Origin of the sequence: Stenotrophomonas sp. GD03794, from assembly GCF_029842145.1 — a bacterium.
Taxonomy (GTDB): Bacteria; Pseudomonadota; Gammaproteobacteria; order Xanthomonadales; family Xanthomonadaceae; genus Stenotrophomonas; species Stenotrophomonas riyadhensis.
In genome coordinates this window covers 1-22,826 of the sequence record NZ_JAOCFV010000010.1, presented here as the reverse complement: position 1 = coordinate 22,826, position 22,826 = coordinate 1, and the positions used below count along the sequence as shown (strand labels likewise).

The window sequence follows — 22,826 nt, the reverse complement described above, 5'->3', positions numbered from 1 at the left end:
TCAGTTGCCTGTCTTGGACCAATGGGGATCATCGACCTTTTTCGGCTTGCCGTCGTAGTTCCAATGCAGGACATCGTAACTGGCACCCACGTCGATGATGTCACGCTTGCTGCCGATCGTCACACTGGTGCCATCGGCCTTCTTCACCGTCTTGCCGATGCCCCAGGCAGGACTCAACCGCATGTCGATTGCTTCACCGCCATTGTGGTTGGATCGGTAGGGCTTGCCGATGGCGCCCGCGGCCCCGTAGGCGCTATCCATGGCCTTGGCTCCCTGCTTGGCGGCCTTGAGATCCGGCTTGCCATTGGCATCCAGGTGCTGCCAATCGATGTTCACGGCCGCATCGCCATTCTGCGGCTCGAACGCGGGCACCGTGGCTGGATCCGTGCCATTGACGATTTCCCGTGCGTAGTACATCAGGTACGAGCGCTGGGGCGGGCGCAGCGTCGTATTGATGTTCACGGTCACACCGGCCTCATCCAGCGCCGCGAGGAAGCGGGTGATGTTCGACTGGAAGGGCTCCTTCAGATCCGCAACATTCTTGCTCTGCTTGAACCGCTTGTACCATTGCGCACCGCTCTTCTCACGCTCGCCGTTGTAGCTGTCGTCCTTGCTGGGTGCCGCGTTGGCATTGGCCGTGGCGACCGCGGAGTAGAAGTTGTTCAGCAACCCGATCGGGTGCAGGTGGAAGACCTCCGGCGCGCCCGGGAAACCCTTCACATTGGGCGCCACATCCTTCCACCAGCGCAGGTTCTTGATGCGCAGCTTCTCCGCGCTCCATTCCACAGCGCCGTCGAGCATCAGCGGATCCAGCTCGTTCCACTTGGCGTCTTCCCCGCCCCACTCGCTTTCGTAGCGGACAATCATCCGGCTCAACGCCTGCGCGAGCAGGGGCTGCTTGCTGGCTGCCTGCAGTTCAGGCTTGCTGATATGCCCATTGCCGTCGGTGTCCAGCAAGGCGTGCAGCTTCTGGATCAACGCGCTGCGCTCAACCTTGTCCGCACGCATGCGATGGTCGGTCACCTCATGGGGCTGCATCATCCCCAGCTTCACCAGCGTCGCCGCCATCATGTCGACCGGCTGGATGCCCCCCTCCTCCACCGTCTCGAATCCCGGCCACGCCCAAGGCGACTGCCAGCCCACCTTGGCGTGCCCCGCCTCGCATGCCCAGCCCAGCACAAAACTACCCGGCTTCTCGCCGCAGGCAGCCACTTCCCACCAGGCCTTGCCATCACTGTCCAGCGCACGTTTCGGCGCAGGCAGCCGCTCCAGCTCTGCGCGGGACATCACCCGCACCAGGCCCACGGCCTCACCGTCGGGACCATCGGCACGCAACGGGTGCTTCTTCCACCACTTCATCCCACCCGCCGAGCACTGCTGCAGATCCTTGCGCAGGATCCAGAACGGCTCTCCCAATGGCATCCGCATCTCGCGCCGCTGGTAGTTGTGCTTTCGCGCTTCCTTCTCCGACTGGGTACGCTGGGTATCGGCAGGGCCTACGAATACACCGGTGAACTGTCCATCCTTTGCGTTTGCATAACTTTTGCTGCTCGCAGAATAGGCACCCAGCGCCTTGCGATCGAACACCTTCAACTCCGAACGCTGGACAAGCGTCCACGCGCCCAGGCCCGAGTCCTTGAGCTGGATCAAGCCAGGCTCCGGCTCCATCACGCCGTCCGGATCGGCCGCCTTCTTCAGGCGCGCGCCCTTCTCGATCACGAACAGGCTTCCTGTTCCCGGCGGCAGCAGCGACGCATAGCGACGCGACTTGGCCAGGAATACGGGAAGCTCGCTACCGGCGAAAACCTCCAGGTGCATCAATGGGCGTATGCCACGCTTGGGCAACGGCTGGGCATCCACGTACTGCTGGTACTCGCCGACATGGCCCAGCAGTGCGCCTGCACCGATCGCGATCGGCTTTTCGGGAATGACCACCTTGTCCAGCTGGACCGGTTGCTTCGGACCGGGATCAAGCTCGGGCATGAATATCCAGCCCTGCTTCGCGGCTGGGTCAACGGCCTCGCCCGGGCGAACCGGTGCGATCTCGCCTTCGAGGATCCGGTCAATCTGTGCCCATTTGTCCTTGCGGTTCTTCACGGTGATCCGGGCACCGCGCGGCAACAGGCCCAACCGGGCCGAGCGGCCGCTGGCCTCGCTGCGGATGTTCAAACCGATGATCGGCGCGGGTGCAGCCTCACTCATCTGCGTGTGCCTCCTGCACGACGTTGTCCCATTCCTTCACCTGTCCAGGCCCCCAGCCCAACTGCTCCAGAGCGTCGGCGACATCATCGGATTCACCCGAAGTTTCACCGCAATCACAGCCGATGTGGTCATCCTCATCGATCGATGCCTGCGCCGCCGCAGGCGGCGGTGGCACCTCCTGCGCGTCCTTCGCTTTCTCGCCCACCACGAACTCGTTGCCCTCGGTCCAGAACCAGGGGCGTGCGCGCTTGCGATCCTCCTGATAGCCCGTGAAGTCCATCAGGTGCATGTAGAGGCTGTAGAAGGAAAGCTCGGTTCCCGGCTCCGGCGCGGCGGCTGGCTTCGAATCCTTCGAATCCTTCGAGTCCTTCGCAGTTTTCGTGGCGGGTGCCGGCGCGACCGCCTTGGACGGAACGGTGGCGGCAGCAGCCGGAGCGGCCGCCGTCTGCGGCGCCGCAGGAGCGCTGTCCGCCGCCGTCGCAACCTTCTTGTCCTGTGCTTCCTTCGCCGCCTTGTCGGCCGCCTCGAATTTCGCCTGTGCATCGGCCGGCAGCTTCAGCGTATGCCGCACCAGCACGAAGCCCTTCGAATACAGTGCCTTGCGCTGCACCTGCGGGAAGGTGATTTCCGGATAGCGTTCGTCGATCCGGTAGGCCACCACCTCGCCGTCCTTGATGCAGCGCACGCCCTGGGTCTGGTCCAGCACGGTGCCACTGCCTGCATCGAAATGGACGCCCCCATGCCACAGGCCGCTGGCCCCCACCGGGAAGAAGCCATCGTCGACACGCGCCAAGGCGCCTTCTTCCTGGGCAGGAAGGCCGAGGTACATCGCGCCATCAAAGGCATCGCTCTTGCCCTGCCTCGGGAAGGGATACATCCAGGTTGTCTGCGCCTCTACCGGCGCGCAGCAGCCCAGCTCGTAGCCCCCGAACTTCTTCATGTACTTCGAAACACTCGACCCGTAGGCGTCAGTACCGTCCTCCGCCCCGCCGGTACGCAGGAACGCAAGCACGGCAGGGCGCACCCATTGCCCGGTCTTCTTGTCCGGCTTGCCCGGGCCGTAGCCCTTCAGGTGGGCGGCGGCAATGATGCCGGACTCGGTCACCACGAAGCCCTTCATGGTCTGACCGATGAACTTGGTCGTGCCGAAATAGCGCCCCTGCCGGCAGAGTTCGCGCATCCACTCCTCGCCCGCCTTGTCCTGCATTGCTTCGTCCGCAAGGAACACCTCGCGGCTCGTAGCACCGTTCTTGCCCGTCCAGTGGCCCTTCCACTCCTGCTTTTTCTTGATCTCGGCCGTCGTCTTGTAATACCCGAGCTGCATCAGCGCCTGCTCACCGAACTGGTACTTGCCGATGTAGTTATAGGTATTGATGATGCCGATGTCTCCGCTCGATTCCTCGAAGCCGACAGCATCCAGGAACGCCTTCAGGTTCTTAGCACTCATGGCTCGCCCCCGCAGTCACTCAGCCGCCTGACCATCTCGAGATTCACGGGCTTGCGTGCATCGAGCACCGCGCGCTGCGCGTCTGATGGATTGCCCAACCAGCGCACCTCACAGTTCAGGATCAAGCGGCCGACCATGTGCCTGTCTGCAGGATCGTAGAGCGCTGCCAGCTGTGTTGAGCCGCAGGCATGTGCCTGGCAGGCGGAGTACAGCCACCAGGTACGCCCTTCGATCGACAACGGCTTGCCTGCCGCACTGGGCCCGGTCAGCAGTCGCGCCTTCAGCGACGGTGCTTGCTTGGCGGGCACCTCTGCCAGAAGGGTATCGAATGCCTGGGTCACCACTGCATTGCTGCGCCCGCAGCCATCGGGGGCCGACAGCCCCTTGCCGACGAGGGCGAACAGATATGTCGCCAGGGGCTGCTTGGCGCAGGTCGGCTGCGGAAGATCGATGGAGGCGTCTCCCGGGCGGGCGCCGCTTGCATGCGCGTCCAGTGGCGCTGCTGCAGCGCACTCCCACGACAACGCCGCCACCAGTGGCAGCAGGAATATCGTCTTCTTCATGTTCTTCATCCTGAGAAACCGATGATCCGTTTCTGCTTCATGTCGCCCAGCACCCACGTCGGCAACTCGCTCTTGTAGTTGCTGGGACCGAGGAAGGATTTGCGCTGCGCGTGGACAGCGATCGAACCGGGCGCGTTGACCACGATTCCACCATCGGCCACGGTGATGCTGGCGCCTCCTGACGTAGCGATATGCAGCGTTTTGCCCGCAGCAAGCTCGATGTGAGCCTGGCCACTCGCACCGCGCAGGCCCGAGCGCGCCTGGATGCGGATGGAATCTGCCTGTGCCTGGATTTCAAGCGCCCCAGTGCCACTCACAACGGACATCGCTGCAGCTGCACCGCCTTCCTCGACGGTGGTTGCCAACAGGCCCAACGACTGGCTTGCATGCAGCCGGGCCTGCCCCATGACCGTGGTATCGGAATGCCCGCCGCTGGCCAGAAGCAGTGCTTCGCCGCTGCTCCACATCATGCCCTGACCGGCGACGTGCACTACCCCGTCGGGTGCCGTCATCCCAAGCAGAGGAGCGCCGCTATGGGGAGTCCGTCCTTCACCGGGCTCGGCACTGTGCTTAGGGGCTTCCGCGACTCCCGACGTGTACTGCGTCCCGGCAACCACCGTTCGGACAGCTGCCGTCATCGCCGGCAAGGGGGCCTGCTTCTGCACAATGCGCGACCGCATCGCCCCTCTCGCCCCCTCCTGCATCGCCAGCGGGCTGGTCACGTGCTTGCGCGCGGCCTGGGTGAATCGCTCGCCCAGCGTCTGCAGCTGGGTCAGCAGCGCGGAGGGCTGCACCGCCTCGCCCGCGGGCGCGGACGATCGATGGCCATAGGCGGTGAGCCACACGCCCGCCGTCGCGCGTACCGCACCCCAGGCATCGCTGCGCAGTTCGAAACCGGTGCCACGCACGCTGCCGACAAAGTTGTCAGCCTGGTGCCGCAGATGACCCAGCGTCAGCTGCGATACCTGCTGGCTGCTGGCCAGCTGCGCACGCAGCTGCTGGTTGGAATCGTCGAACAACAGATGGTTGCTGCCTTCACCGCCATCCCATTCGCGCGAGCGGATACCCCACAGCGCACCGCCATGCCGATGCGCCTGGTCGCCCGCGCCGGCCGCATGCCACGCCGGCGCCTGGCCACCACTGAGGTTGGCCTGCGCGCTGTGGCGTGCATCGCCGGCCTGGCCATAGGCCGACACGTCGCCCTGGCCACTGGCACCAGCGGGCGTCGGCACCACACCGGCCTCGCCACGCCCGTTGTACAGCGTTCCCAGCACCAGCGGCCGATCGATATCGCCATCCAGGAAGCCGACCAGCACTTCCTGGCCGATCCGCGGCAGGAACTGGCTGCCAACGCCAGGGCCGGCATAACGCTGTGCCACGCGCAACCAGGCACTGTCGTGAGCGCCCTCGCCCTGTCCCTGCTGGAAATGGAAGCGCACGCGCACACGGCCCTGGCTGTCCGCATGCAGATCCTTGCTGGTGCCCCCCTGACCGGCCACTACCACGGCCGTCTGGTAGCCCGGCACGGTCGGGCGCGGATTCAGCCGGGCACCGGTGCCATCCAGCAGCAGTGGCCGCCACGGCGTGCTGCGTTCAACCGCCTCGAACCGGTTGCTGTAACCCACCGCATCGGCCTGCTGCCACAGCGTCGCGTCGTCGCTCTCGGCCGGCGCGACACCGAACGCATCATCAAGGGTGCGCCGCAGGTCGGTCGGCAGGTTGTTGATACCGGCATGGTCCACGGCAACCAGCAACAGCTCCGGCGGTGTCGCGCCCGGCGCCTGCTGCAGCCGCAGCCAGGCCCCCGATCGCAGGCCACGCACGGTGCCCTGTCCGCGCCAGCGTCGGCTGTGTGCTTCGCGTGCCTGGGCCAGCAGCCGCGCCTGGCGCGAAGCGGCGGCGCCATCGCTGAACGCGTAGGCACCCACGGCATCGAAATCCTCGCGCGCCGACTGGCTGCCACCGCCGTCCATCGGCGACTGGCCGGCCAAGGCACGTACCTGCCGGTAATCATCACTCTGCAGGCTGACCGTGGTGCTGGCCAGGCTCCGGCACATGCCGATGGCCTGCACGCTGTCACTGGCTTCGGTGGCATCACTGCGATGGAAACGCACGCCGGACCCGGCGCTGGTCGCATCCTCCGGCAACGCCACGCTGTCGGCGAAGATCTCCATGCCATTGCCGCAGGGAGCCTCTTCATCGGCGTACAGCCGCCAGCCCAGCCCCTCTTCGGCCAGCAGGCGCTGCAGGAAATCCAGATCGCTCTCGCGGTACTGCACGCAGTAGCTGCGCACGCGTTCGCCCAGGAAGTCGTCGACCCCCTCGGCCCAGCGCCAGCGCGCGATGTCCCCATGCCCGGCAAGAACCGCGTCAACGATCGCGCGAACGGCCTGCTCCTGGAACACGCGGCTGTGGCGCGCGTGCTGCAGCCACCAGGTCCATGACACCAGGTGCAGACGGTAGCGGACCAGCCCACCATCGCCTCCAACCCGGGCGGCGTCGGCCACCAGTCCGCTGCGCTGCGATTGCCCACCGTCAGCCAGTTGCAGGGTCAATGTGGCGCGCGTTGCAGGCAGTGCCTCCAGGGCAGCATCCGCATCGGTGGAAAGCACGTCTACTTCGGTCCACGCGTGTTCGCCCAACGCGTCACGTCCACGCCAACGCTCCACGGTGCATGCCGTGAATGCGTCGGACTGCAGGCGATACAGACGCTGGGCGTCGCCAAGACCGGCGACCTGCGCCATCAGGTTGTTCAGCTGATCCATGCCATTTCCAGAGTGAAAGCCGCACGACTCTCGGGTGCGCGGCGTCGGTTTCCAGCCAATAAATCTACCAGATCGTGGTGTTCGTCAAAATCACGGCGCAAGATCGGGCAATGAACTGCGTTCTCCGTCACATAACTGACGGAATGCCGTATTCAGCCCCCGTGACTTTCCCTCATCCCGTAACCGCGTTCACATTCAACCGCTAGAATCGACCACAGTCCCCAACGAGACCTGCCATGCTGGATCAGGAAGCCCTGCTGGCCCCGATTTCCGAACACGCCCCGACCGGTGAAGACCTGTCATTCTCGGCCGAGTTCGATCGGATCATCGAAAACCGTCGTGCCGACGACCCGACCCTGGACCAGGGCGCGTGGCAGACCGACATCAAGTACGCCGACTGGAGCAGCGTACTGCGCGATGCCAACGATCTGCTGCAGACCCGGACCAAGGATCTGCGGCTGGCTGGCTGGCTCAGCGAGGCCGCAACCCAGCTGGAGGGATTCCAGGGCCTGGCCGCGGGCTACCGGGTCACCGCCGGCCTGTGCGACCGGTTCTGGGAAGAGGTGCATCCACAGGCACCGGACGGCGACTTCGAGGAACGTATCGGCAACCTCAGCTGGCTGCTGACCAATTCGCTGCAGTGGCTGCGGGCGGTGCCGATCATCGTCGCCCCCCAGGGCCGCTTCAGCCTGGCCGATTTCGAGCACGCCCATGCCCGCGCCAACAGCAGCGAGGACGATGACGGCCGCCCCGGACTGGACATCCTCAATGCCGCCCGCCGCGATACCCAGCACGGGTTCTATCGCCAGCTGGCCGATGACCTGCCGGACTGCAGCCAGGCACTGGCCGAGCTGCAGGCTGCGGTCGACAACCGGCTCGGCCTGGATGGCCCCAGCTTCAGCGCGGTCCGCGAGCAGCTCGAGCATCTGCAGCGCACCGTACTGCGCTTCGCGCGCGAGGCGGGCGTGCTGCTCGATGGCGAGACCGGGCCGGCAGAGGACACGTTCAGCGGCACCGACTTCGCCGCGGATGCCCCGGCATTCGACCCGGCGCCGGTCAGCGCCGCCCCGCGTGGGCCGGCCGGTGCTCCGGGTTCACGCAAGGAAGCCCTGCAGCAGTTGCGCCAGGTGGCCGAGTTCTTCCGTCGTACCGAACCGCACAGCCCCGTGGCCTATCTGGCCGAGAAAGCCGCGCGCTGGGGCGAAATGCCGCTGCACGTGTGGCTCAAGCGGGTCATCAAGGACCATGGCACGCTGGAGCAGATGGAAGAGATGCTGGACGTGAACCCGGAAGACTGAGCGCTTCCGGGCCATCGAGCGGAGAGCGGGCCTGGCCCGCTCTCCGCGCGGTTACTGGATCTTGAATTCGATGCGACGGTTGCGCGCGCGGCCATCGTTGCTGGTGTTGTCCGCCACCGGCTCATCAGGCCCCTTGCCCAGCACGTCCATATGGCTGCCCGGGATGCCCTTGGACATCATGTAGTTCTTCACCGCCAGCGCACGCGCGTGGCTCAGGGTCAGGTTGGACTCGCGCTGGCCGACGTTGTCGGTGTGGCCGATGATCAGGAAGCGGCTGTCGGGCATCTGCGCCATCTTGGCCACCATCTCGTCGAGGATGCTCATGCCGAACGGCGTGAGGCGGGCGCTGCCACTCTGGAACTCGATGATGCGGTTGGCCAGGGTCTGGTCCAGCACGTTCTGCTGCGATCCCACCTTCAGCGCGTTGGTGACCGTGTAGCTGGTGTTGCTGGCCAGGCTCAGGTCACTGGCGACCTGCTGGCGCAGGGCCTCGTTGCCGACCTCACCGCTGATCTTCACGGCCTGGCCGTTCACTTCCAGCTTGCCGGGCGACACCCGCTTCAGGCCAGGGTTGATCATGCCGGATACGTAATCGCCCCAGTTCGGCGGCGTGGCGATGGTCTCGACCTGGACGCGGTCGACAACGCGATCGGCCCCATAGACCGCGCGCAGGTTGTTGAGCAGCTTGGCCTTGGTTGCCTGGTCAGGCACCACGCCTTCGATCACCACCGGGCGCTCCGTGGTCGCCTGGGCTGCAGCCGGCGCGTTCTGCGCCGACAGTGGCGCGACGGCCAGCAGCAGCGGCAGCACGAGAGAAAGAGAATTGCACAGGCGCATCGTCAGGTTCCCAGGAAAGTCTCGCCGAACAGCTTGCGTGCGGTGGCCAGGGCCAGGTCGTCACGGTCGAGGAAGCTGCCGAAGCGGTTGAGGTTGTAGTCGCCGCGCAGGTAGTCGTCCACCCATTCCGAGTGCTGGATGCGGATCAGGAAGTCGCCGGCCTCGGCCGGATCCAGCACCGCGCGCAGCACCTGGCGGTCGGCGCCGTTGAAGCCGACGATCATGCTCGGCGCGGCATCATTGCGGATCAGCACGGCCAGTTCGAAATCACCGCGGGCGACGAAGCTGGACAGCAGGTCGAGCCAGAATGCCGCCACCAGCGGGCGATAGGCGGGATCGCGGACCAGTGGGAACACCAGTGCCTTGTCGATGTTGACGTCACCGCCGCTGAGCACCGGCTGCAGCAGCAGGCCCAGGGCCGGCAGCACCTGGCGCAGCGCCACGTCACCATGGCCGGAATCGCGCAGGCGCTGCTCGAGGTCGGCGACCGTGGTGTTCTCCAGGAAATCCTGGAAGCTGCCGTTGTAGTCACCGGGATCGGTGCTGATGCTGAAACGCGCGTCGGCCAGCTGCGCCAGTGCCTGTGCGGCATCACTGTCCTGGTAGGCCTGGCGGGCGAGACGGGCCAGGCCCGACCACGCGTTGGACATCGCCAGCGGGCTGCGGCCGATGAACGGCAGCGGTTCCGGTGCATCCAGGCGCAGCGCCGACAGCAGCGGGAAGCGTCGCTCGGACGCATCGCGGCTGGCCAGGAAGTGACCGCACAACACCATCTTGCTGCGCGAGCCAAGGAAGGCGTAGTGGATCTCCGGTGCTTCGTCGTAGCGCTGCTTCCAGTCCGGGCTCTGGCTCAGCAGCTCCAGGCTTTCGCCGGCCCAGCGATCCAGCCAGCCCAGCAACTGATGGTTGTCGGCCGCACGCACGAAATCGCCACGCGATGGCACCTTGCCAAAGTACGACACACCTGCGCTGACCACGCGGCTCATCGGGCACCTCCAGCGGCCGGGGCCGGGGCCGGGGCCGGTGTCGCCGGCGGCGCGGCAGCGGGCACCGCCGGTGCGCCGGGTTCGCCACCGGCTACCCGTTCGGGCAACTGCAGGCCGCGCTGCCAATCACCGCCACCCTGCGCCGCTTCACCGGCGCGGCGCACGATGCGCATCTCGACCGGAACCGACACGCCATTGCCCGTCCAGGTGATGCGGCTGGAATCATCCAGGCGCTCGACCTGGCCGGCCGACATCAGGCGGTTGACGCCGTTCGAGCCCGGCGCACTGAACACTTCCACCGTCCTGCCATCGCCGGTCACCGCCGTGATCTTCACGCCCGGCACCTGGCCGACGTTCGGGTACTGCATGGTGGTCCACTGCGGCGGCGTATTGCGGTAGCGCAGCACCTGGCCATCAATCTCGATGGTGTACTCCAGCGCACCGGCTGCCGGGGCCGGCAGGATCTCGAAGATCGTGGTGTCCTGCGCCGCACCAGCCGCCGAACCGCTCACCCAGTTGCCATAGTTGGCCACCAGCTCGGCCGACAGGTTCACGCCCTGCCCGGCCCAGCGCCGGGTCTCCAGCAGCGGACCGCGCTGGATCACCAGCGTCCCCAGTGCCTCCTTGTTGAAGGCGGCGATGCTGCCGCTGGCGCCGAAGATACCGGCAATGTCACTGGGTGCCGCATCCACATCGGAGTTGAGGTTGAACGGGTACTGCTGGCCGATGCGCGCCTTGAACGGATCGTAGACCTGCGCCTTCCAGGTCTTGTTGACCTCATCCTCGGTCGGCGCGATCAGCGTGCTGAAGGTCTGGGTCAGCGGTCGCAGCAGCAGCGGACGCAGTGCCTCGCGCTGCTTCTCGTCCAGCCCGGTCAGCACCTGCTCGTCCACCAGTGCCAGGCCCACGCTCAGCTCCGAACCCTCGTTGCTGAAGGTGTCCTGCATGAGCTTGCGGGTGCCGACACCGATTTCGCCCTGGCTCTTGATCGCGTTAAGGCGGGCACGCAGCTTGGCCAGCGTCTCGAAGTACGCGGTGATGACGGCAGGCTGGTCGCCGCGCTCGCTGGTCAGCCGCGCGATGCCTTCAAAGGCCTTGCCGATCGGGCCGACCGGCTGCGCCGCCGCCGTCGCCGCCGGGTCCTTGCGCAGGATGGTGCGCTGGAACCAGGCCACGAAGCCCTTGCGCGCCTTGCTGGAGCGTGCCAGCGCCTGCGGGTTGTCCCACACCGTCTCCTCGTTGATGCGCTCCAGCAGCATGCGCAACGGCGAGTTGCTGGCGTCGCCCAGCTTGTTGATACGACCGACAGCCTCGTCGAAGGTGCTGAACTCCGCCACGCTCAGGCCCTGCAGGAACTTGGTCCACTCGCGGGCGTAGTCGTTCTTGTACATGTTCACCAGCTCGCGCGAGACATGCTCCGGGCTGCCAGCCAGTGACAGGTCGCTCTGCTCGGTGGTGCCCAGTACCCAGTCGGTGGTGCTCAGCTGGGTATTGGCCGCCTCCTTGATCGCATCCTGCACATACTCCTCCCACGCCTTGCGCGAGAAGGCGCCGGAAATGGCGTAGCTGCCGTTGATCAGGCGGCCATTGCGCTCGACACCCACCAGGCTGTCGACCGTGGTGGTACCGAAACGTGCGCCGGCCCGCGCCTTGATCTGTGCATACACGCGCTCCATCGCCGGCTGGCCCTTCATCACCTGCCCCAGCGCCTGGCGCGTATCGGAGACCAGGGTGACCTTGTTCTGCACCTGCGGCCAGCTCGGCTTGCCGGCCTGCGCCACGTAGAACGTCATCAGCTTCTCGGCCGCGCGGACCATTTCCTCGCGGCTCATCTGGCCGCGGTTGGCCTCCAGCCAGGTGCGCCAGAACAGGGTCAGCTGCTGCGACAGGTGCGCGCCTTCCACGTACTTGGGATTACCCAGCATCAGGTAGGTCTTGAGCGCGTTGTAGGCATCGTTGGTGCTGGTCGGCGAGGCATTCTGGTACAGCACTTCGCTCTCGGCGGCGGTACTGTTGCCCTGCCCCAGCTTGTCGCGCTCGGCTACCACCTGGCCCAGGTAGTTCTCCAGGTTCGATACGGTGGGGGCCAGCATCACCTGCTGCATGCCGTGGTTGTACTCACGCAGCAGCTTCTCGCGGATCGCCGTGCCCTGGTACAGGCCGAGGTGGGTGGTGATGCCGCCCTCCTTGCCGTAACGGTCCAGCTGCTCCATGCGGTCCTGCAGCAGCAGCAGCGCGTCGATGCGCGACTTCAGGTCCATGCGGTCCTTCTGCACCCGCACGGCCTGGTCCAGATCCTTGGTCGCATTGGCCACCAGCTGCGCATTGGTCGTATACGACCAGGTCCACAGGCCCAGCGCCAACGCCAGCACACCTACCGCGCCGAGGAACACGCCATAGCGCAGGCGGTTCTGATGGGGGCTGGAATACTGCCGCACCAGCTCCTTGTCAGCAAAGATCACCTTGCGGAACAGATCCTTGAGGAAGAACGCGGTGTGGCCGGTCGGCGCTTCATCGACATTGGAGCCGCGCTCCAGGTTGAACTGGCGGCCGACACGCTCGGAAGCATGGTGCACCGAGCGCCCTTCCTGCAGCGCGCTGGAGAAGTAGAAGCCGCGGAACACCGGCTTGAACTGGTACGGATTGTCTTCGAACAGCGTGGCGATGAACGTACGCAGCGCCGGCTTGATGCCGACGAACTCCAGCGGCAACGACAGCAGGCCCGGCGACACCTCGCGGCCACGCTGCATCGCCATGTGGGTCAGGCTCATTTCCTTGATGCCTTCGGCCAGCTCATCGAAGTGGCTGTCGAAGGCTGCCAGTGCATCGCCCTGCTGCTGTACGTCGAACGGCAGCGTCGCGCCCCACACGTGCTCGCGCTCGCCCGGGTCCAGGTTGCGGAAGAATTCGCTGAAGCCGGCGATCAGGTCAGCCTTGGTGAACAGCACGTAGACCGGCGCGAACACTTCCAGCCGCTCGGTGATTTCCTGCACGCGCTGGCGCAGGTTCTTGGCCAGCTCGATCGCGAATTCCGGCTTGCTGCCGGAAAGCTCGGCCAGGCTGGCGGCGATGATCACGCCGTTGATCGGCGCGCGTGGACGGTTCTTCTTCAGCAGGCCGAGGAAGGTCAGCCATTCCATGCGGTCCTCGACGCTGACCGAGTAACGGCCGGCGGTATCGAGCACGATGCCATTGGTGGTGAAGTACCAGTCACAGTTGCGGGTGCCGCCGATGCCCTGCACCACGTTGCCGCGGTTGTCCTCGAACGGGAACTGCAGCCCGGAGTTGAGGATGGCCGTGCTCTTGCCGGCCGCGGGATTGCCGATGATCACGTACCACGGCAGCTCGTACAGCGCGGCGTTGCCCTTCAGCACGCCCATCCGCGAGGACTTGATCTGCTTGACCGCATCCATCATGCGGGTGCGCAGCGCCTCGGTATCGGCGCGCTGCGCCGGCTGCGACGAGGCCACCGCCTTGTCCGCCTCATCCTTGACCATCGCCTCCACCCGCTTGGCCGCACGCCGCGCGAGGATCCGCTTGATGCCCCAGACCAGCAGCGCCAGCAGCAGCAGGCCTGCCAGCACGACGGCCACCCAGATGCCTATCTGCCGCGCTTCGGCTTCACCGTAGTGGGCCAGCGCAGCGGCGCCGACCAGGCCGATCACCATCCACAGACGGTAGTCGCGCAGGTAGTAGCTGAAATTGCTCAAACTCATGCAGGGATCCAGGGGTCAGGAGGCCGACGGCGCATCGGCCGGCAGCGTCGGGGAAGGAAGAGGGTCGACCAGGCCGAACAGGCGCTGCTGGTTGTCGGCAACGCCGAGCAGCAACACCGGTTCGACCTGGCGTTGGAGTTGTGCATGGGCCAGCGCCAGCTGGGCGATCGGCAGCACCGGCCCCAGCTCGCCGGCACTGATCGCCAGCGCCAGGCTCTGCGGACTGAAATCGAGGTCGGGCGCCAGCGTCGCGGCGATGGCAGCGGCATCGACCATCAGGTCGCCGCGGTGATCGGCATCGTGCAGCACGAACTGCGCCTGCGCCGGCGCCTGGCCGAGGGAGGCATGCCAGTGCGTGGCCAACGCCGCCAGCTGCCGGCGCTGCTCGGCCGGGCGCTGCGCTTCGATCTGTTCGGCACGCACCAGTTGCGGGCGCCACACGCGGCCGGCCCCGTCGTGCGCCAGCGCCCGGCTGGACAGCAGCACGCCGGCGGCGCCTTCGCCCGGCACCCGGCCATCGGGATTCTGCGCGGTCGCCAGCACGCCCGAGGCCTGCCAGGCCGCGACGAGCGCGGAATCGATGAAGGAGGTGGCCGCCAGCACCAGGTGCCAGCGCGGCTGCCCCGTCGACAGCGCATCGATCACCCGCTGCAGATGCGGCCAGACTTCGCGGGCGCCATCCAGCGTGGTGACGCGCACATCGAAGCGGCGCGCATCCAGGCCCGCCAGGCGCGCCTGCTCCAGCAGCCAGTCCTGTGCCCAGTGGCGCAGCGGATCGGACCAGCTGCCGGGCACCAGAAGCTCGATGCTGAGTACGTTCTCCACGCGCTGTTCGTCGCGACGACGCAGCCCTGCCACCACCACTTCCTCAGAGGCCACGATCTCCGGCAGCACCGTGAACACGGTTTCCAGCAGCTCTTCCAGCACCGGTCGCAGCAACGCCAGTGCGCGGCGTTCATGCGCCGCCGTGTCGATGCCATCCTGGCGCGCCTGCACGACCTCGAACTCGTCCAGATCCTGGGCCGCGCTCATCCGCACCGGCAGGTTGTAGTTGTCACGGAAGCGCCCATCCAGCGAAGGGCGCGGTGGCGCCGCAGCCGTCGCCAGCAGCGCCGGCGCATCCAGATCCACGCCCAACCGAAGGGTGCCGGCAAGCAGCGCGACCGAAGGCGGCGCAGCGGACTGCGGATCGGTCGCCTCCTGCTTTGCAGCTCCCGCCTTGGCGTCATCAGACGTGGCCTTGTCCAGCGCCGATTCTGCGCCACGGCGCACAGCGCCGCGCAGCATGAAGCCTGCGCTGCTCAGCCCAACAGGCAGCAGGCCCAGGTAGGCCAGCATCTGCATGCCGGTCGGTACCGTGCCGCTGTTGCGCCAATAGAGAATCGTCGCGCCCCAGGTAGCGATGAACACCATCACCACCGACGCTGCCTTGCCCAGCCATCCTGCCATCAGTTGCCCTGCTCCATGCGCTGCTCCCGTCGACCGCGCCGATCAGCGCAGGCCGGTAGCGGCCTGCGAAGCCACCAATGTCGCCCCGCATCCGGTACGGTCACCGTCGCGCGCCACCGGTTGGCCGTCGATCATGACGGTTGCGTCACCACTGACGATCGTGGTCGCGCCATGCATCGCGCACACGGCACGGTCACCCACGCGCGCCACCGGCTTGCCATTGATGTCGGTCTCGCCAGTGCCTGCCACCACGCTGCCACCGTGGCTGAGCTTGTCACCAACGACAATAAATGGTCGTGCCATCCATCATGCTCCTTGATCCTGTGTGACCTGGCGCTCCATCGCCCCCTGTGCCCCGGCGACCCAGATCATCGCCATAACCATACCAGCACCACCGTGTGGTTATCACCCTTGGCGTGACAGCTCTTCACGCTTGGCCGCACGCGCCGCGCGGCAGCGGGATGTCATTTCCACGTGAACATAGTCCTTGATGCTGCGCCAGTTGCCGCCCCAGTCCAGCCCTGCCTGTTCAGCCAGTTCGCCGTACAGGAAGTAGCCGCGCTTGGTCCACTCATCATTCATGTCCCACTGCAGCTTGCCGTCACGGATCGGGGCGCTGTCCACGCCCAGGCCATACTGATGGCAGCTCTGCCACGCACCGGCCCGTGTCGCCTTGCCTCCGGCCATCAACTCGGCCTGGCGCTCAGGGCTGCGATAGCCCTCGATCAGCACCATCTCGTAGCCATACTGGCGCCGCATCACCTCGTAGATGGCCAGCACGCGCTGCTGCAGATCCGCATCGATCTGGTTCCACTTGCGGTCCGCCGTGACAATTTCAGGCCGCAAACGACGCACCTCGGCGGTCGTGAACACCTCCGGCGGCGGCGGCGGCGGCGGGGTCAGTCGCTCGCCACGCAACAGCTGGGCCACCATCGAACTGGATTCCGCCAGATCATCGCCGCGAAAATCTTCCAGCACCACCGTCTGGCGCGTGACCAGTATCACAATTGGAGGAATCACCAGAGCGGCCGTGGCAATTGCCAGAATCGGCCAATGGCGCCGGATCGCGCTATGCGCCGCACCGGCTTCTTCACGAACCCCACTGCGCACCCGCGTGACGCCGTGACCGACCTTGTCACCGACCCGCCCGGCCCTGCGCCGGAATCCGCCGAACCGGCGCGCCAACGCCTGGTGCAGCGACTCCACCGTCTCAGGGAACAACAACACCCAGCACACCAGTGCCACAAGCAGCACGACGGCAATGGCTGCAACCACGATTGGCAACACTGGTCCTCCCTGACACGCGATCTGGTTGACGCCCCAACCGCTTTCACTAAGAATGCGAAAATTCGCTTCGGCAGATGCCGACTCAAACCAAGGGCTGGAAGCACTTGAATAATGGCGGAATCAACCGGCCAAGTCTGCTCTCAGGGGGAGCGCAGACCAAAGGCCAGGCCCCCAATGCGGGCCGTATTCTGGCAGACATGGAGGGCCGGCAGGCAACCGCGTCGCCTCGTGCTGCGCGTGTATCGTCTGGTGGCACCCGTCGCCTCGGGCTATGGCTGGGCATCGGCGCCGCCGTTGTCGCAATTGCCGGGCTTGCTGCGTGGGGCCTCTCCGGCAGCGCCGATTACCCCGAGCCCAGCGAGTATTCGCTGGCCCCGGATCCGGCTCACGCAACGGGGCACCCGGATATCCCCGCCACGTCATCACGCGACGGTGCGGCCATGATCGTGGATGCGCCGCCTGCAGTGGGTGAGCCCGCGCTACCTGCACCCGCAGAGAGCATGGCGCCCGCACCTGCTGATGCAGCCGCGGCAGTCGCCGCCCCCGCCACGGCAACAACAGGCACCAGCGCGCGCAGCCCTGCAGCAGCGTCACGCAGCACGCGCGAGGCGCCGCGGGCCGGCACTCAGGGCAAGGGCGATGAAAACCTGCTCGGCACCCTGCTCGGCATCATCAAGGAAGAAGACAAGGCCAAGGGCAAGGCGAAGGCCAGTACCCAGCCGCAGAGCATGGATGACCTGATCGCGCAGATCGAGGCCGACCAGCGCAAGCGCACCGAGGACGAGCGTGCCGCCTTCGAGCGCGTGGCCAGCAAGAAATCCGCGTCGACCGAGTCGAACATCCAGGCCCAGCTGCGCAGCTGCCCCAGCCCGACCTCGCTGAAGGGCGTGGATTGCCGCCGGCGGATCTGCGCCGCCGTGAGCGGCAAGGACCCGGCCTGCCCGGCGATGTAGTTGGTCTCCTGCGGCGTCGGGCCGTGCCCGACGCAGCGATGACGAATGCCCGTGAAGATCGAACCGATAAGCCTTGTCTACATTGCGTTGGTGCTTGGCCTTCTCAGCCTCGTCTCGCACTCGGTTTTTCACTACCTTGCACGCTTCTCGCGCTGGCAATCCAAGACGAAGCGCTGGTTGGCGATCAGTCCGCTGCTGGGCTCCATGGCGCTGCTCATCTTCACGGTGTACTACGTTGCTACGCACTAGCCGGGTAGAGCTTCCGGTCCAGCCCCCATGGGTTGAGTATCAGGCGTTGCCGGAGGTCCACGGCAGAAGCGCCAGCAGAACCATCGGCGCGAGCACGATCACTGCATTGAACAATGCCGGCAGCAGCCAGCGGACCCATAAGCGTGGCGCCCGTTCCTCGCTTGTCCGCTGCTGTGAGCATGCGCTCCGGTTGAGTGGTGCCTTCATCGTCAGGGAGTCCAGCTCGCTGGCCAGGGCGTCGGGCCACGCAACACGAGGTGCGTGACGCAGCAGCCAGAATCCCGCCAGCTCGAACCAGAACATGAGGCTGCCGAGAAACAGGACAGACAACCAGCCGGAAAGCCCTTTGACACGATGGTCAGGATCAATCCAGGGATCGAAGACGAGCCGCTCCATCCGTGCCAGATCCGCCTGCACTCCACCCGTCGTCGGAGCGAAGGCAACCTGAGGAAGCGTTCGCATATTCCCGTTCATGTAATGACGAATGAACTCCCAAAGCTCTTCGGGACCTGCGTCGTTGAGCTCCGGCTCCGACAGGGGCAGGAACTTGTCGATCTGGCGACTGCCTGGCGTCAACTCAACAACAGCGAGTACCTGGACTGGCGTGGAGCCATGTTTGCCACGGACGAGATCTCTCCTGCTGATGGGTACCGCAGCATCGTAATCCAGACTTACCCAGCCTCTTTTCGTGTCCACCCAGTAGTAGAACTTTCCAAGCCGGCGACTGAGTACCACCGGCGGCTCAGCAGGCTTGCGATACAGATGACAGACCGACGCCAGACAACCGATCGCCCCGCCAGCATACAAGGTGACCAGCAGAATCAAATGCGGCCAGCCCTGCGCCCAGCTCTCGATCGTCAAAGCCACGTTGATCGCCATACTGATGAGTGGTAACGACGCGACCAGTGACAGGACGAACAGAAAGCCCCGATTCGAGGGTCGCTTCCAGCCTGCGAACACCAGGGAGCTCTCGTCAATCCACTGAACCGCACGACCAGGGCTCGTGGACGCCCGCCCCGGCAGACCCACCTCCTGCAGGAAATGCCCCCAGTGCCCGTTCTGGCCTGGGAGCACCTTGAATCCGGACACCTTCATCTCTCCCTCTCAGCCGCACGTTCCTTCAGCTGATGCCCCACCTCATCGTTCCGGGCCTTCGCTGCAGCTATCGACTCCTTCCAGAAGTGCTCCATCTTCTCCGCGCGCCCTTCCGCATGATCGACCCGCCCGTACACGCCAGGGGCGCGGAGTGGCGGCGTACCCGAAGAAGCCGCCGTGCCCCTGACGATGGACGCGGGCCAGACTGGCTTGCGGCACAGCTTCATCGCCAGGAAGCGGAACAGTGCCCAGGGCAAGGTGAGCGGCAGCGCGATCCACATCAGCCCTGAGCCGGCCGAAGACACATGAATGATGAATGCATTGCGGAAGCTCGGCGCTACCGAGGTGTAGAGCTGCAACGGCGGGAACGGGAGCGCGGAACGCCCCTCTTCCATGAAACGCCGGATCATTTCCCAGTGCGCGAGCACGACGGCGGGGTTGGAGCCGCAATCCGACCCGACTGCGAAGGTGTGGACCACCTGATCGCCGCGCATCACCAGGCCCCTGAGATCGTAGGTGTAGTCCTCGCCGGGTCCCGCAGGCTTGTCCCTGCCGATGATGAAGTGGACATCCGACCAGGGCGCCGACACCACCTTGCTGCGCCCACCCGTGAAGACGTGCACCTGACGCGTAGCGCGATCAAAGCGGATGGGGTAGTACCTATAACGCAGGATATCCCGGAAGAGCATCTTCCATAGAATGAACGCCAAGAATGCAAGAACGAGGGCGATCAAGCCTGCGATTGCATACACCTCATTCGATTCGAGCGGCCCAGTCCGATCAACCAGCGATGAAGTTGCGTGCAGGATCGCAATGACGAACAACAGCCCCAGCATGATGAAGACGCTCGCCCCCATCAGCGCCCAACCTCGATACAAGAAATGACGATCAACATACTCGATGCAATCATCATCAATGGCGATGATTCCCTTATCAATCGGGACAAACGTGGATGAGTCGAAATGACGCACATCGGCAGCCCTTTCGTACTCGGCAAGGGGACGATTATTGCGATACCGCTGGGTAAGCCAGCCGGCGAACTGGCTCATCGCCCATCCTCCCTGCGCATGAAAGCGAAGTCGCAGCTGGACGGCACCCGCTGCCGCGCTCTGCGTTGATCGACAATCATCCTGACGAGCGCTCGATCAAGTAGATGATGCAACGGCCTGCTCCTGTGCCATGACGTCCGTCTCGACCAGTCCAAGTGAATCATCCGCATCAACCGCACACGCCTCCTCTACCCACTGCGGCCAAACAGGCATGCGACAGGATCGCAGGACCAGCCACCGGCAGAACACCAGGGGCAACAGCAGCGGCATCAGGATGAATCGGGCACTCAGCATGGCTGGCCCGAGGCTGGCCACCACAAACAGATAGCAGTTGCGCAATGAAGGCACCACGGACAGGTTCATCTGCCTACCGTCGATAGTGTCGACCACTTCTGCAGGACCGTCCTCCATGTAGCGACGAAGGAACTCCCAGATCGCCCGTATCTTCTGCTCGTCATCGAAGTAGTGGCCGACAGCGAAGGTCCGCTTGACGACGTGATCCTCAATGATGCTGCAACGCAGATCACGCAGGAACTCCTCGCTGGTTCCTCGCCCGATGTAGAACACGGCCTCATCCCAACGGACGGATACGGCTCCCTCCTTCCCGCCGGTGAAGAAGTAGACCGTGCGGTTACGCCGATTGAATCTCGTCGGGTACCAGACGTAGGTGAAGAACTCGTATCGAAGGGTGATATGCCAGAACAGTGCTGGGGCGCCGATCACGCACGCAGCCACCATCGCATACATCACCCAGTCCCAGCCGTCTCCCTCAAGGTTGGGGATGACCACAGTGAAGAGAAGAAAGAAACCAAGCAGGAACAGCCCCAGCGTGCCAAGCAGGACCACGGTGGTCGATACCATGCCGCGCAGCCGGAAACGACGATCGATCAGATCGATGTAGGTCGAGTTGAAGCGGACCAGGCAGGCGCGCTCGGCAGGCGTCACGGATTGGGGGTTATGGGCATCGAAACGCGTGGCGTCCTCATGTGGAGAAAGCCCACGGCCCAGGGGAAACTCCCGCATCCATCCGGTGAACATCGAATCTCCTTTCAGCGTCCCCGGTGAGCATGACACGGGATTGAGTTACTGGGTGGCTTCGTGGCGTCATCGCGAGGGCTGCCCAAGTGCGCACCGTGCCCGGTTTGGATGAGTTGGCTGGGCAGGCGCGCCAGCGTGCGGGACTGGGTCAATGAAATCTCTCATGTTCACGCTCTCGCTCCAGACCGCAGCTCTGTTGGCCATCCTGCCGTTCACTGCATCCGCATCCGCCTGAGGGGAAGCACTCTCATCCGCGGCGAAGTGCGGCTCCGGTGCAACCATGCAGCAGAAAATCATGGCGGACCTATGGTTCGTTCCTCATGGGCGACTTTGTCCCCGTGCACAACGAAGACAAGCTGCCCTACTGCGGTGCAATGAATGATGACGTCCTCCGGAGGATCACGCTGGACGGCTTCTCGAGCATGGCCCACAAAGTGTCGATTGCGGATTTTGATGCCTTCACAGACGCTGCTGGCCGATCGTGGGGTGCGCACGTCGAAAATCGACGCTGATCTGTAGCGTGCCGACCTCAAGGCTGCCGCCGGAGTGAAATGGCAGGACGCGATGGACTTCTGCGAGTGGGCAGGAAGGGCGCCAGGCCGGAAGCTCACGCTCCCAACCGAGGCGCAATGAGAGCTTGCGGCTTGGGCGGGAAGGAAGATGGTTGTGTATCCGGCCGATAGAGGCGTCGCAAATGCCAGCCGACGAGAGCCCCCCATCTTCGCAAGAAGACGCCGCCGCATTTCGTTCAGAAGCGTTCACCTTCATGGAACTGGCCGACATAGTCAGGCTCTCGCCAAAGGTTCGGGTCATCTGCGTCAATCATTGATTCCTTCCTGACATACGCTGGCCAGGTGGGCGCTTTGCTACTTTTGAGTACAAGCCAGCGGCACGCTATCAGAGGAATGAGGAAAGGCATAAGCAGCCATCTCAACTGAAGGAGGGACTCACCAAGGCTTATAACCACGGTCAAATAGCAATTCTTCCAGGAATCTGCCACGGAGAGGTTCAATCGCCGCGGTGCCACAGGGCCAATCAAATGCTCCGGCCCCTCATCCATGTAACGCCGGATGAACTCCCATATCTCCCTCACCTTCTTCTCATCGTCAAAGTAGTGACCAACGGCGAAAGTGCGGCGCACTACATCACCGTCCATTAGGTGCACTCGAATATCACGCAAGTACTTCTCACGATCCCCGTGACCCAAGTGAAAGTACGCATCTTCCCAAGGGACGCTGATTACGCCTCCGTCTCCACCTCCAACGAAAGCATGCACCATCCGCGTGCGTCGATTAAACCTGATTGGATAGTACTTGTAGGAAAAAAAATCTCGCCCAAAGGTGAGCCAACAAACCAAGGGCCACTGACCAACAAAGATCAAAAGAAACACAGCGGCGACCCGCCAATCATAGACGCCATCCGGCCGAGCGTTTGGCACCCAGAAAGAAAGCATCCAAAGACCAAACAGCGCCATCGCACTACATACCAACGTTGCAACCGTTGTACCAACCATGCCTCTCAAACGATAGCGGCGATCGATTACATCCATGTAAGTGGAATTAATACTGATTACACAGTGCCGCTCAGAGCAACATTCTTCTCGCTCCCGCGGCAGCCTCTCCAGTCGCTCAATCGCATCAATCGGCCTGTTTGTCCTGAATTTCGTCAGCCAACCTGTATACACGTCAATCCTCTTCGCCGGGCGATCTTCAGCTGTGCTCTAGCAACTTCCATTGCTTGGATGATACCTGCGCCCGCGCGCGCCACCATAGGCGCATCGGCAACTGCCCTGGACCTTTCCGCTATCAGTAACGGCGCCGCCCGCGCACTTGCCATCAATTGCCCCTGTTGAGCCGTAGATTGAAGCGCGCGCAGTAGCTCTTCACTCTGGC

18 protein-coding genes are annotated in these 22,826 nt (G+C 64.6%); 4 read left to right on the top strand and 14 right to left on the bottom strand.

What is annotated here, in order from left to right; translation table 11 throughout:
- The 4 genes from N5D91_RS07825 to N5D91_RS07810 are packed head-to-tail and all read right to left on the bottom strand — an operon-like array spanning position 1 to position 6,977.
- A complete protein-coding gene (locus N5D91_RS07825; protein WP_180854491.1) occupies positions 1 to 2,202 on the bottom strand; it encodes an SH3 domain-containing protein in 2,202 nt (733 codons plus the stop codon).
- The gene (locus N5D91_RS07820) at positions 2,195 to 3,649 is read right to left on the bottom strand and encodes a hypothetical protein (protein WP_180854492.1); all 1,455 of its coding nucleotides are present in this window, start codon (positions 3,647 to 3,649) and stop codon (positions 2,195 to 2,197) included. Before N5D91_RS07820 ends, N5D91_RS07825 begins: the two co-directional genes overlap by 8 nt.
- Positions 3,646 to 4,212 (bottom strand): Ivy family c-type lysozyme inhibitor, encoded by a 567-nt coding sequence (locus N5D91_RS07815; RefSeq protein WP_180854493.1) that lies wholly within the window; start codon positions 4,210 to 4,212, stop codon positions 3,646 to 3,648. Before N5D91_RS07815 ends, N5D91_RS07820 begins: the two co-directional genes overlap by 4 nt.
- Before the next feature lie 5 nt (positions 4,213 to 4,217).
- A complete protein-coding gene (locus N5D91_RS07810; RefSeq protein ID WP_258011547.1) occupies positions 4,218 to 6,977 on the bottom strand; it encodes a type VI secretion system Vgr family protein in 2,760 nt (919 codons plus the stop codon).
- Between the two features lie 236 nt (positions 6,978 to 7,213).
- Between N5D91_RS07810 and tssA the strand changes: the two genes are divergently transcribed.
- Entirely contained in the window at positions 7,214 to 8,275 is a 1,062-nt protein-coding gene (tssA, locus tag N5D91_RS07805) for a type VI secretion system protein TssA (protein WP_110712636.1), read from the top strand.
- A gap of 51 nt (positions 8,276 to 8,326) precedes the next feature.
- Here tssA and N5D91_RS07800 read toward each other — a convergent pair whose 3' ends face one another.
- From N5D91_RS07800 to N5D91_RS07775, 6 genes are all read right to left on the bottom strand, one after another.
- A complete protein-coding gene (locus N5D91_RS07800; protein ID WP_110712637.1) occupies positions 8,327 to 9,112 on the bottom strand; it encodes an OmpA family protein in 786 nt (261 codons plus the stop codon).
- Between the two features lie 2 nt (positions 9,113 to 9,114).
- Complete coding sequence (tagF, locus tag N5D91_RS07795) at positions 9,115 to 10,098, bottom strand: type VI secretion system-associated protein TagF (protein WP_110712638.1); 984 nt, start codon at positions 10,096 to 10,098, stop codon at positions 9,115 to 9,117.
- A complete protein-coding gene (tssM, locus tag N5D91_RS07790; protein ID WP_180854494.1) occupies positions 10,095 to 13,814 on the bottom strand; it encodes a type VI secretion system membrane subunit TssM in 3,720 nt (1,239 codons plus the stop codon). The genes tagF and tssM overlap by 4 nt, the downstream gene beginning before the upstream one ends.
- 15 nt (positions 13,815 to 13,829) lie before the next feature.
- Positions 13,830 to 15,263: a hypothetical protein gene (locus N5D91_RS07785; protein ID WP_180854495.1), complete on the bottom strand. Its 1,434-nt coding sequence runs from the start codon at positions 15,261 to 15,263 to the stop codon at positions 13,830 to 13,832.
- A 42-nt stretch (positions 15,264 to 15,305) separates the two neighbouring features.
- Positions 15,306 to 15,566 carry a PAAR domain-containing protein gene (locus tag N5D91_RS07780; protein ID WP_180854496.1) on the bottom strand — a complete coding sequence of 87 codons (261 nt, stop codon included), beginning with the start codon at positions 15,564 to 15,566 and terminating at the stop codon, positions 15,306 to 15,308.
- A 102-nt stretch (positions 15,567 to 15,668) separates the two neighbouring features.
- A complete protein-coding gene (locus N5D91_RS07775; RefSeq protein ID WP_279907104.1) occupies positions 15,669 to 16,550 on the bottom strand; it encodes a M15 family metallopeptidase in 882 nt (293 codons plus the stop codon).
- A gap of 500 nt (positions 16,551 to 17,050) precedes the next feature.
- Between N5D91_RS07775 and N5D91_RS07770 the strand changes: the two genes are divergently transcribed.
- On the top strand, positions 17,051 to 17,503 hold the full coding sequence (locus N5D91_RS07770; protein ID WP_153855589.1) for a hypothetical protein: 453 nt from the start codon (positions 17,051 to 17,053) through the stop codon (positions 17,501 to 17,503).
- A gap of 51 nt (positions 17,504 to 17,554) precedes the next feature.
- Positions 17,555 to 17,752: a hypothetical protein gene (locus N5D91_RS07765; protein ID WP_180854498.1), complete on the top strand. Its 198-nt coding sequence runs from the start codon at positions 17,555 to 17,557 to the stop codon at positions 17,750 to 17,752.
- 39 nt (positions 17,753 to 17,791) lie between these two features.
- On the opposite strand, the gene N5D91_RS07760 is transcribed toward N5D91_RS07765, so the two are convergent.
- From N5D91_RS07760 to N5D91_RS07750, 3 genes are all read right to left on the bottom strand, one after another.
- Positions 17,792 to 18,841 (bottom strand): hypothetical protein, encoded by a 1,050-nt coding sequence (locus N5D91_RS07760; RefSeq protein ID WP_279922664.1) that lies wholly within the window; start codon positions 18,839 to 18,841, stop codon positions 17,792 to 17,794.
- 2 nt (positions 18,842 to 18,843) lie between these two features.
- Entirely contained in the window at positions 18,844 to 19,896 is a 1,053-nt protein-coding gene (locus N5D91_RS07755) for a DUF6708 domain-containing protein (RefSeq protein WP_180854499.1), read from the bottom strand.
- A gap of 96 nt (positions 19,897 to 19,992) precedes the next feature.
- Positions 19,993 to 20,934: a DUF6708 domain-containing protein gene (locus N5D91_RS07750; RefSeq protein WP_180854500.1), complete on the bottom strand. Its 942-nt coding sequence runs from the start codon at positions 20,932 to 20,934 to the stop codon at positions 19,993 to 19,995.
- A gap of 320 nt (positions 20,935 to 21,254) precedes the next feature.
- On the opposite strand from N5D91_RS07750, the gene N5D91_RS07745 reads away from it, so the two are divergent.
- Positions 21,255 to 21,446 carry a hypothetical protein gene (locus N5D91_RS07745; RefSeq protein ID WP_180854501.1) on the top strand — a complete coding sequence of 64 codons (192 nt, stop codon included), beginning with the start codon at positions 21,255 to 21,257 and terminating at the stop codon, positions 21,444 to 21,446.
- Between the two features lie 236 nt (positions 21,447 to 21,682).
- Here N5D91_RS07745 and N5D91_RS07740 read toward each other — a convergent pair whose 3' ends face one another.
- On the bottom strand, positions 21,683 to 22,483 hold the full coding sequence (locus tag N5D91_RS07740) for a DUF6708 domain-containing protein (RefSeq protein ID WP_180854502.1): 801 nt from the start codon (positions 22,481 to 22,483) through the stop codon (positions 21,683 to 21,685).
- Positions 22,484 to 22,826: the final 343 nt, after the last annotated feature.